At 71.4% G+C, this 9684-nt stretch carries 8 protein-coding genes (1 of these 8 only partly in view); 4 read left to right on the top strand and 4 right to left on the bottom strand.

Features of this window, described 5'->3' with window-relative positions; translation table 11 throughout:
- Positions 1–184: 184 nt before the first annotated feature.
- Genes HW578_RS11905 through HW578_RS11900 form a run of 3 tightly spaced genes read right to left on the bottom strand, consistent with a single transcriptional unit; the run spans position 185 to position 5885 of the window.
- Positions 185–3412 carry an error-prone DNA polymerase gene (locus HW578_RS11905; protein ID WP_369407878.1) on the bottom strand — a complete coding sequence of 1076 codons (3228 nt, stop codon included), beginning with the start codon at positions 3410–3412 and terminating at the stop codon, positions 185–187.
- Positions 3409–5154 carry a Y-family DNA polymerase gene (locus HW578_RS28300; RefSeq protein ID WP_304621635.1) on the bottom strand — a complete coding sequence of 582 codons (1746 nt, stop codon included), beginning with the start codon at positions 5152–5154 and terminating at the stop codon, positions 3409–3411. The genes HW578_RS11905 and HW578_RS28300 overlap by 4 nt, the downstream gene beginning before the upstream one ends.
- A complete protein-coding gene (locus tag HW578_RS11900; protein ID WP_198370771.1) occupies positions 5151–5885 on the bottom strand; it encodes an ImuA family protein in 735 nt (244 codons plus the stop codon). Before HW578_RS11900 ends, HW578_RS28300 begins: the two co-directional genes overlap by 4 nt.
- A gap of 206 nt (positions 5886–6091) precedes the next feature.
- Here HW578_RS11900 and HW578_RS11895 point away from each other — a divergent pair, with 206 nt between their 5' ends.
- Genes HW578_RS11895 through HW578_RS11885 form a run of 3 tightly spaced genes read left to right on the top strand, consistent with a single transcriptional unit; the run spans position 6092 to position 8182 of the window.
- Positions 6092–7114: a cysteine synthase A gene (locus HW578_RS11895; RefSeq protein ID WP_198370770.1), complete on the top strand. Its 1023-nt coding sequence runs from the start codon at positions 6092–6094 to the stop codon at positions 7112–7114.
- Between the two features lie 20 nt (positions 7115–7134).
- On the top strand, positions 7135–7788 hold the full coding sequence (gene cysE / locus HW578_RS11890) for a serine O-acetyltransferase (protein ID WP_198370769.1): 654 nt from the start codon (positions 7135–7137) through the stop codon (positions 7786–7788).
- 7 nt (positions 7789–7795) lie between these two features.
- Positions 7796–8182 (top strand): hypothetical protein, encoded by a 387-nt coding sequence (locus HW578_RS11885; RefSeq protein ID WP_198370768.1) that lies wholly within the window; start codon positions 7796–7798, stop codon positions 8180–8182.
- A 312-nt stretch (positions 8183–8494) separates the two neighbouring features.
- Here HW578_RS11885 and HW578_RS11875 read toward each other — a convergent pair whose 3' ends face one another.
- On the bottom strand, positions 8495–8716 hold the full coding sequence (locus HW578_RS11875; protein ID WP_198370767.1) for a DUF1127 domain-containing protein: 222 nt from the start codon (positions 8714–8716) through the stop codon (positions 8495–8497).
- Positions 8717–9070: 354 nt separating this feature from the next.
- Here HW578_RS11875 and HW578_RS11870 point away from each other — a divergent pair, with 354 nt between their 5' ends.
- On the top strand, positions 9071–9684 hold the 5' portion of the coding sequence (locus tag HW578_RS11870) for a LysR substrate-binding domain-containing protein (protein ID WP_369407877.1). Its footprint extends 271 nt past the window's final position; 614 of the gene's 885 nt are visible here — the first part of the coding sequence; the start codon lies at positions 9071–9073; the stop codon falls past the right edge of the window.

The raw sequence follows: 9684 nt of genomic DNA, 5'->3' as shown, positions 1-9684 counted from the left end.
ACAACACGGCCCGCCCACACACGAGCCTGAACGGGCTCACCCCAGCAGCCTTTGCAACCCGCCCCGCGTCGGGGCAAATGGAGAACAGGCTCTGCTCATGAACGAGGGCTTTTGGGGGGCAGGGTCACTCCTTACGCTGCGGTGACAGGGTTAACGCAAGTAAGAATGAGTCGCAATAACGCGATCAGTGGAAATCCCGGCTTGCCGGCATCCGTACCCGTGCCCGCGGGTCGTCGCGTGGGTTGGGCCGGCGCACCTCGTCGGCGCGGGCCATGGTCGCCTCCCAGCGCGCCTCCTCCATCAGGTGCAGCCCGTCCAGCAGGTCGGAGCGGTCCTCCACGCGCGAAACCAGCAGGTGGATGATCGGCACCTCGGACTTCTCGTGCCGTTCCACCCGGCCCTCCGCGACGATCAGGCGCGATGCGACCACGGCCGCGCGGAAGCGCTCTGCGATGTCGGGGTACATCACCAGGTTGGCGATGCCGTGCTCGTCCTCCACGGTAAAGAACACCACGCCCTTCGCACTGCCGGGGCGCTGGCGCACCAGCACCAGGCCGGGCAGGCGCAGCCGGCGGCCCTGCGGCGCGGCGTTGAGCGCACGTGTATCGGCGAAGCCTAGCGCATCGAGTTGCGGCCGCAGCAGCGCCATAGGATGCGCGCGAAGGCTCAGCCCCGTGCCGGCATAGTCCAGCACGGTCTGCTCGCCGGCGGTCGCGCGCGGCAGGCGCGGGGCGGCCTCGACGCCGTCATGCGCGGCGAGCGGCGGGGCAGGGCCCGACAGCGCCGCGGCATCCCACAGTGCCGCGCGCCGGTCCCGCCCCAGGCCGCGAAAGGCATCCGCCTGGGCCAGCGCCTCCAGATCGCCGCGATCGAGACGCGCGCGCCGCGCGAGATCGGCGATCGACGCGAAGGGTGCCGCCGCCCGTGCCGCTGCGATGCGCTGCGCCGCATCCTCGCCGAAGCCGCTCACCAGCCTGAGGCCGAGGCGCAGCGCCAGTCCCTCCGCGCTGCGCGCATCGGGTTCCAGCGTGCAGTCCCAGTCGCTTGCCGTCACGTCGACGGCGCGCACCGCCACGCGGTGCTCCTTCGCATCGCGCACGATCTGCGCCGGGGCGTAGAAGCCCATCGGCTGGCTGTTCAGCAGCGCGGCCGCGAAGACCGCGGGATGGTGGCACTTCACCCAGGCGCTGGCATAGACCAGCAGCGCGAAGGACATCGCATGGCTTTCCGGGAAGCCATAGGTGCCGAAGCCCTCGATCTGGTGGAAGCAGCGCTCGGCGAAGTCCTGCGTATAGCCGCGCCGCGTCATGCCGCTGACGAACTTCTCGCGGAACTGCATGACCTTCCCCTCGAAGCGGAAGGTCGCCATGGCGCGGCGCAGCGCATCCGCCTCGGTCGGCGTGAACTTCGCCGCGACGATGGCGATGCGCATCGCCTGTTCCTGGAACAAGGGAACACCAAAGGTGTGGCGCAGCACCTGCTCGAGCTCGTCCGGCGGGCCATGCTCCGGCGCAGGCCCGGGCAGCTCGACCGGTTCCTCGCCCGATCGCCGCCGCAGATAGGGATGCACCATGTCGCCCTGGATCGGGCCGGGCCGCACGATCGCCACCTGCACCACCAGGTCGTAGAACTTCTCGGGCCTGAGCCGCGGCAGCATGTTCATCTGCGCCCGGCTCTCTACCTGGAAGACACCGACCGCATCCGCGTGCCGCAGCATGGCATAGACGCGCGGATCATCCGGCGGCAGGTCGCGCAGCCCGACCTGTCGGCCGTGGTGCCGCGCGATCAGGTCGAAGCCGCGCCTGAGGCAGGTCAGCATGCCGAGGCCAAGCACATCGACCTTCATCATGTGCAGCGCCTCGATGTCGTCCTTGTCCCATTCGAGAGTGGTGCGGTCTGCCATCGCCGCGTTGGAGACGACGGCGAGCTCGACCAGCGGCCCCTCGGTGATGACGAAGCCGCCGACATGGGTGGAGAGGTGGCGCGGGAAGTCCTGGATCTCCTCGGCCAGTTCGATCGCCAGCGCTAGGCGCGGATCGGCTCTGGCATCCAACCCGCGTTCCGCCGCGACCTCCGACATGTCGCGATCCCCGCGTGGGCCCCAGACCGCCCGCGCGAGACCCGCGGTGATGTCCTCGGTCAGGCCGAGCGCTTTGCCGACCTCGCGGATCGCGCCGCGGTGCCGGTAGCGGTTCAGCGTGGCACACAGCGCGGCGCGGTCGCGGCCGTAGCGCTGGTAGATGTGCTGGATCACCTCCTCGCGTCGCTCGTGCTCGAAATCGACGTCGATGTCGGGTGGCTCGTTGCGCGCGGTCGAGAGGAAGCGGGCGAAGAGCAGGTCATGCGTCTCGACATCGGCCGCGGTGATGCCGAGCACATAGCAAACCGCTGAATTCGCCGCCGATCCGCGCCCCTGGAACAGGATGCCCCTGCTCTGCGCGAAGCGAACGATCTCGTGCACCGTCAGGAAATAGGGCGCGTAGTCGAGCTGAGCGATCAGCGCGAGCTCCTCCTCCAGCAGCCGCCGCAGCTTCGCCGAAGGCCCCTGCGGCCAGCGTTCCGCCAGCGCCTGCTCGATGCGTGCCTGCAGCGTCTCCTGCGCCGTGCGGCCGGGGTCGAGCACCTCCTTCGGATACTGGTAGCGCAGTTCGTCGAGGCTGAAGCGGCAGGTCGTGACGATGCGCTGCGTGTTCGCCACTGCTTCCTCATGGCCCCGGAACAGGCGCAGCATCTCGGCCGGCGACTTCAGATGCGCCTCGGCATTCGCCTCCGCCGCGAAGCCGAGCGCATCGACCGTGGTGCGCAACCTGATCGCGGCCAGCACATCCGCCAGCCGCCGCCGTTCAGGCACGTGAAACCGCACGCCGCCTGCGGCGAGCAAGGGCGGACCGAGCCGCGCCAGCGCATCGAGCCGCCTGCGGTCGTCGCCGCGATAGCGGTGCGCCACGGCGCAGAACAGTGGCAGCGCGAGATGCGGGTTCAGCGCCGTCGCATCCGCGCGCAGCCTGGTCGCGAAATCCGCGCCGATATCCTCGGGCGCGACCAGCGCCATGACGCAGCCCGCCACATGCGCCACCAGCCCCGCGCGATCGATGCGGCATTCGCCCTTCGGCGCCGCCATGCGCCCTGCCGAGAGCATCCGCGTCAGCCGTCCCCAGGCGGCACGGTCGGTCGGCCAAGCGAGGTAGTCGAAGCCGTCATCGAGACACAGCCGCACGCCGGGGACGAAGCGCAGCCCCTCCTCCTTCGCTGCGACATGCACGCGCACAACGCCGGCGAAGGAATTGCGGTCCGCCACGCCGACCGCCGCATGGCCGAGCGCCTTCGCTGATCCGACGATCTCGTGCGGATGCGATGCGCCTTCCAGGAAGGAGAAATTGGTCAGCGCGCCGAGCTCGGCGAAGCCCGTCACGGGAAATGCCCGTGCAGGGCCCAGCGCGCCTCCTCGCCCGGTTCCACCAGGCCGATCCGGCAGACCCAGAGTCGCGCGCCAGACGCCAGCTCCACCCGGTAGTAGTCGCGCAGCTTCCGGTCCGCGCGATCCCGCCACCATTCCGGTTCGAAGCGCTCCGGCCCTTCGGCGCGCACCACGCGATGCGCCTCCCGCCCGATCCGCAGCAGGGAGGGCGGCGCATCCGGCAGCAGCGCCATCGCCCCGATGAAGGGCGGGCGGCGCAGCAGCCGCAGCGGCCGCGGCCGCGCGGCCCAGCCGTCGAGGCCCGTCACCTCCTCGAAAGCCCCGACACGCCGTACCGCGCGTTCCGGCCAGTGCGAGGCGCACGGCGCCAGCCGCCATACCGGCACGCGCTGCGACAGGCGATCGAGCAGCTGCGCCAGCTCCTCCCGCCGCGCCGCACGCCCCGTGGTGCCCAACCCGTCCTGCACGCCGGTCAGCGGATCGGCCACCGGCGCCTCCAGCGTGATCCGGTCGTAGCCGCTGTCCGGTTCCAGCCCTTCCAGTTTCCCGTGGAACAGCCGCGCCAGGTGCTTCGGGTCGCGCGTCGCGAGGCCCGTGCCGATCGCCACCTCCTGCACCGCGCCATCGACGCGATGTGCGCGCAGCACCATCCGCCGCGCGCCCCGCCCGGCCTCGCGCAGCGCGCGGCACAGCGCGTCCAGCAGCAGGCCGAGCGCCGCCTCGATCCCCTCCCGCGTCACCACCGGGTCGGCGAAATCCTGCGCCACCTGCATCGCTGGCGGCGGGCGGATCGGCGAGACCGGCCGCGTCGCGTGCCCCAGCGCCTCGTCCAGCGCCCGCGCCAGCCCCGCCCCGAAGCGCCGCACCAGCCCCCCGCGCGGCTGCTCCGCGACACTGCCGACATCGCGCAGGCCCAACCCCTGCAAGGTACTTACCAGCCCCGGATCGAGCCGCAGCGCCGCCAGAGAGAGCGGCCGCACCGCGGCTTCCTCCTCCCCCGCCGCCACCACACCGCCCGCCCCACCCCTCACCAGCGCCAGCGCCACGCCCGGCAGCCCCGCCACCGCCGCGCGCACCGTCAGTCCCAGCCGCGCGAGCCGCCCCAGCACCTCCGTCCGCAAGGCGTCCTCACCCCCGAACAGATGCGCCACGCCGGTGATGTCGAGCAGCAACCCATCCCCATCCTCAACCCCCACCAGCGGCGTGAAGCGCAGGCACCACAGCGCCAGCCGCTCCAACGCCACGGCATCCCCGGCCGGGTCCTCGGGCACCAGCACAACCCCGGGCAGGATCGCCTGCGCATCGGCCAGTGCTTGGCCCGCCCGCAGCCCGGCCGCCTCGGCCTCGGCACTGATCGCCACCACCACCCGCCGCGCCCCACGCTGCGCCCAGACGGCGAGCGGGCCGGGACGACGCGGGCGCTCGACCGCCAGGCGCGGCAGGAGGAGGGCGAGGGTGCGGCGGTGCGGATTGGGGTGAGCGCCGCCAGGGGGCGCTGCCCCCTGGACCCCCGCCGGGGAGGCTGCGGCCTCCCCGGACCCCGCGGCAAATGGGTCGGGGAGAGGAAGGGGCACAGCGGTCGCGTCGGGAAAGAGGTCGCTTGAAGCCCCTCCCTCTCCCCGACCCACTGGAATCGCGGGTCTGGGGGCACGTATGCCCCCAGCGGGGGGACCGGGGGGCTGGCCCCCCGGCGCACCTCCCCCCAACCGCGGCGACCTGCAGCACCGCCGCCTCATGCCCGCCGCCGTGTCGTGGCCGTGCCTGCCGCGTCCTCGGTCACCAGCTGGTCGCCGTGCCAGGTGGCGCGCCAGGTGCCGGGACGGCCGCCGCGGCAGCGCAGCAGCTCGAGGTTCCAGGCCGGGTCGCCGATGGCGTGAGGGCTGGTGCTGTCCGATGGCGCGGCGCCGATGCGCCAGCGGGTCAGGGCGGCGGTCGGGGCGGCGTTGTCATCGTCCGGGCGCAGCAGCAGGCCGAGCACGCCGCCCGCTTCGGCCGCCAGTTGCAGCCGGCGTGCGGCGGTCAGGTCGAGCGCGCCGGCCACCAGCAGGGCGGCGCCAACGGCCGGGCAGCGCAGGGTTTCCTCCATGGCCCAGAGCGCGTCCTGCGCGCGGGGTGCGCGGACCAGCACAAGCTGCGCGGGGGAAAGGCCGAAGCGCGCCAGGCCCGGCGGCCAGGCATCGGGCTCGGGCGCGATCCAGAGCACCGTGCCGCCGGCACGGGCCAGCACCAGCGCGGCGAAGCCCGCGGCGGCGCCAGGTTCGGCGGCCAGGATCTCGTGCAGCGCGGCGCGCGGCAGGCCGCCCCAGGGCAGGCCGGCATCGATGGCGCGTGAGAGGGGGATGGCGTCCTCCCCGCGCGCCGCCAGGGCTTCAGCCGCGCCGGCGCGTTCGAGCCGCGCGATGCGTGCGCGGAGCGCCGAGAGGAGGGCGGGACGGTCGAGCGGAGGGGCGTTCGGAGGGCTGGACATGGCCTGGGGGAGGGCCGCTGATGTTCGCTTTATGTTCTCGTATCGCGGCCCCGAAGGTCAAGGATCGTGGATGGTTTCGCCCGGCAGCTGCGCGTATCGCCAAGGATTTCTGCAGATAAGGCGCTCAGGAGAAACGGTTTCCCGCCCCTTGTCCGACCTGCCCCGGCAACCGACCATGATCAGACGAGACGCAAGGAACGCCGACCATGGATGCAACCCCGCCCCCCTCCACCGGCATCGTGGATGGCTTCGAGGGTGCGGTCGGCAATACCCCCCTGATCCGACTGCGCCGCGCCAGCGAGGCGACGGGCTGCGAGATTCTGGGCAAGGCGGAATTCATGAACCCGGGCGGGTCGGTGAAGGACCGCGCGGGGCTCGGCATCATCCTCGATGCCGAGAAGCGCGGGCTGCTCACGCCCGGCCAGCCGGGCACCATCGTCGAGGGCACGGCGGGCAATACCGGCATCGGCATTACGCTGGTGGCGAATGCGCGGGGCTATCGCGCCGTGATCGTGGTGCCCGACACGCAGAGCCGCGAGAAGATCGACTTCCTGCGCATGATCGGCGCCGACCTGCGGCTGATCCCGGCCAAGCCCTTCTCCGACCCCGGCAATTACGTGCATTACAGCCGCCGCCTGGCCGAGGAGATGGGCGCGGTCCACGCCAACCAGTTCGACAACCTGGCCAATCGAGCCGCCCACGAGGCGACGACGGGGCCCGAAATATGGGCTCAGACCGGCGGCCATATCGACGCCTTCACCTGTTCCTGCGGCACCGGCGGCACGCTGGCCGGCGTGGCGCGCGCACTGAAGGCGCGCAAGCCCGGCGCGCGCATCATGCTGGCCGACCCGATGGGCAGCTCACTTTATTCCTGGATCAAGACCGGCGAGCTGAAGCCAGAGGGCAATTCCATCACCGAGGGCATTGGCCAGGCGGCGCGGGTGCCGGGCAACCTCGAGCCTGACCGCGCGCTGATCGACGACGCCGTGCAGGTGAGCGACGAGGAAGCGCTCGAGCAGGTCTTCGATCTGCAGATCCATGAAGGCATCTCGATCGGCGGCTCGGCGGGGGTGAATGTCGCGGCCGCCATCAAGGTGGCGAAGGCGCTTGGGCCCGGGCATCGCGTGGTCACGATCCTTTGCGATGGCGGCGCGCGCTACCAGTCCAAGCTGTTCAATCCGGAGTTCCTGCGCGGCAAGGGGCTGCCCGTGCCGCCCTGGCTCGCCTGACGCATCCCCCGGGGGCACCGATGGAAGTGATCGAACTGGCCCGCGCCATCCGCAGCCGTGACCCGGCCCGTCCGTCCTGGCCGGAGACGATCCTGTGCTACGCCGGGCTGCATGCCGTGCTGTGGCATCGCATGGCGCACGCGCTGTGGCGGATTGGGCTGAAAGGCCTGGCGCGCTTCATCTCGCATATCGGCCGCTTCCTGACCGGCATCGAGATCCATCCGGGAGCGACGATCGGCCGGCGGCTGTTCATCGACCACGGCATGGGCGTGGTGATCGGCGAGACGGCGCAGATCGGCGACGACGTGCTGATCTATCACGGCGTCACGCTGGGTGGGCTGTCGGGCAGCCCTGGCAAGCGGCATCCGACGATCGGCAACAACGTCGCGATCGGCGCGGGGGCGCAGGTGCTGGGGCCGATCAGCATCGGGGACGGCGCGCGAATCGGCGCCAATGCCGTGGTGACCAAGGATGTACCGCGCGACTGCACCGTGGTGGGCATTCCCGCACGTCCGCCGGCCGGGTCGATCTGCGCCGACCCGACCGTGGGCTACGGCCTGACTCACCCCGAGGACGATCCCGTGGGCGAGCAGCTGGCCGCAATGCGCACCGAGATGGCGGCGCTGCGCGCGCGCGTCGCGGAACTGGAACGCCAGCCCGTCACCACAGCCTGACGGCCGGGTGGCGATGGTGCCGCCGGCGTTCCTGCTCCATGGCAAGCGCGCCTCGGCTGCGACCAGATACAGCACCACCAGCCCTGCCATTGCCGCCATCAACGGCGCCGGCAGCGGGGCGAAGCCGAAGGCCGAGCCGGGCAGCGTCAGTGCCAGCAGCAGCGCCAGCCTCAGTGCGCCGACCGAGGTCGCCACGAACTCCGGATGCCGCTGCGACCGCCAGGTCGGGGCCGCGGCTTCGGCGCGTTGCGATTGTGTCACGTCCAGCCTGACGGAGGCGGTGACGATCCTGACGATGACGGCGCAACTCGCCCAATTGCCCGTCGCGCCTGAGATGAGGGCGTCAACCGGCAGGATGGCGACGAGCGGTTCGGTGAGCCGCGCAACGAGTTGACGCAGAAGTCGATACCCGGCGGGTGGCGAGGCGCTGTTGCGTCGATGCCGAACCAGGCGGCGCCGCGCTTCACCGCTTGTCAGTCCGTCCCGCAAGGCACCGAGGTCAGCGAGCATATGGTCGGGGACGGCGGCCGAGTGGTGCGGTCGGATCGGCGTGGGCATGGGATGGCATCCGGAGAGTGGCGAGCCATCCTGCGCCATGGCGCAGGCGGCGAGGCCTTGCACTTCGGAAGGTACGGCTCAGGGACCGCTTGAGAATGCCGGCCCCAGTCTGCAGCATGCGCCGGACGGCGCGTTCTCAAATGGCCTCTCAGCGCCGCGGCGGCGCGAGGTCCCATGGCGCGCGGCGTGCTTCCTCCAGCGCCTCGGACCTGCTGAGGCCGATATCCGCCAGCATGCGGCGATCCATCTCGGCCAGGTAGCGACGGCTCTCGATCGCCTGGAGCGAGCGGCGCAGCCGCGCCAGCCAAGCTGAGCCCCTGCCGGTATCCGCCTGCACGGCGGGGGATGCGAGGATGCTACGGACGGTCATGGCGGGCCTCCTGGTTGCGCCGGGAGGATGGATCGCAGGTCGAGGGCCATCAGGAAAACGAAATCGATTGACGTTTAACATCAGAATCCATGATGTTTCGGGCATGTGCTCGGAAACCAGCGGAAAAGTCGCGATGCCTGACTCAACGGCCGCCAGCCGCAGATCGGGCCTCTCTACCGACAGCGTGGCGCTGCCGATGGCGCCAGGCCGATTGCTCCCCGGCGTCTTTGCGGGCCGGTTGGCGAACAGGGGCTCGACGCACCGGTGGCGCGGCGATGTGCCGGCGTCGCGTATGGTGGCATGGTCTTGCCCGGTGCAGCCCACCGGTGCGGCTGCGGCCTCGGGCCCATAGCCGTGCTCGCGCTTCCGCCTGGTATCGACCCCGACCTGCTCCGGTCCTTCGTGCTGATCGCCGAGGGCGGTTCCTTCACGCGCGCCGCGACCGCCGTGGGGCGCACGCAATCCGCCGTGTCGATGCAGATCCGCCGGCTCGAGGAGACGCTTGGTCGACCTTTGCTGCTGCGCGGGCCGCGCGGCGTGGAGACAACACCGCACGGCGCGTGGCTGCTGGAGCGGGCCAAGCGTCTGCTGGCAATGCATGACGAGATCTTCGCCAGCTTCCGCGCACCGGTCGTCTCCGGGACGGTAAGGCTCGGTACCCCGGACGACTACGCGCTGCGCTGGCTGCCGGGAATCCTGGCGCGCTTCGCCGAGGTGCATCCGGCGGTCGAGGTCGAGGTGACCTGCGCACCGTCGAGCGAACTGGTCGAGCGACTCGAGAACGACGAGATCGACCTGACGCTGCTCTCGGCCGGCAATGAGCGGCCGGGTATGGTCGGGCAGCCGCTGTGGCGGGCGGGGCTGCGCTGGATCGGGTCGGTGGCGCACGCAACGCATCGTCGCACGCCGATCCCTCTGGCGACGGCGCAGCCGCGCTGCGTCTGGCACCGTGCGGCTGTGCGCGCGCT

The sequence above is a fragment of the Roseomonas rosulenta genome (assembly GCF_016106005.1).
Taxonomy (GTDB): Bacteria; Pseudomonadota; Alphaproteobacteria; order Acetobacterales; family Acetobacteraceae; genus Neoroseomonas; species Neoroseomonas rosulenta.
The sequence above is the reverse complement of the archived record's forward strand: the minus strand, read 5'-3'. Positions and strand labels throughout refer to the sequence as shown.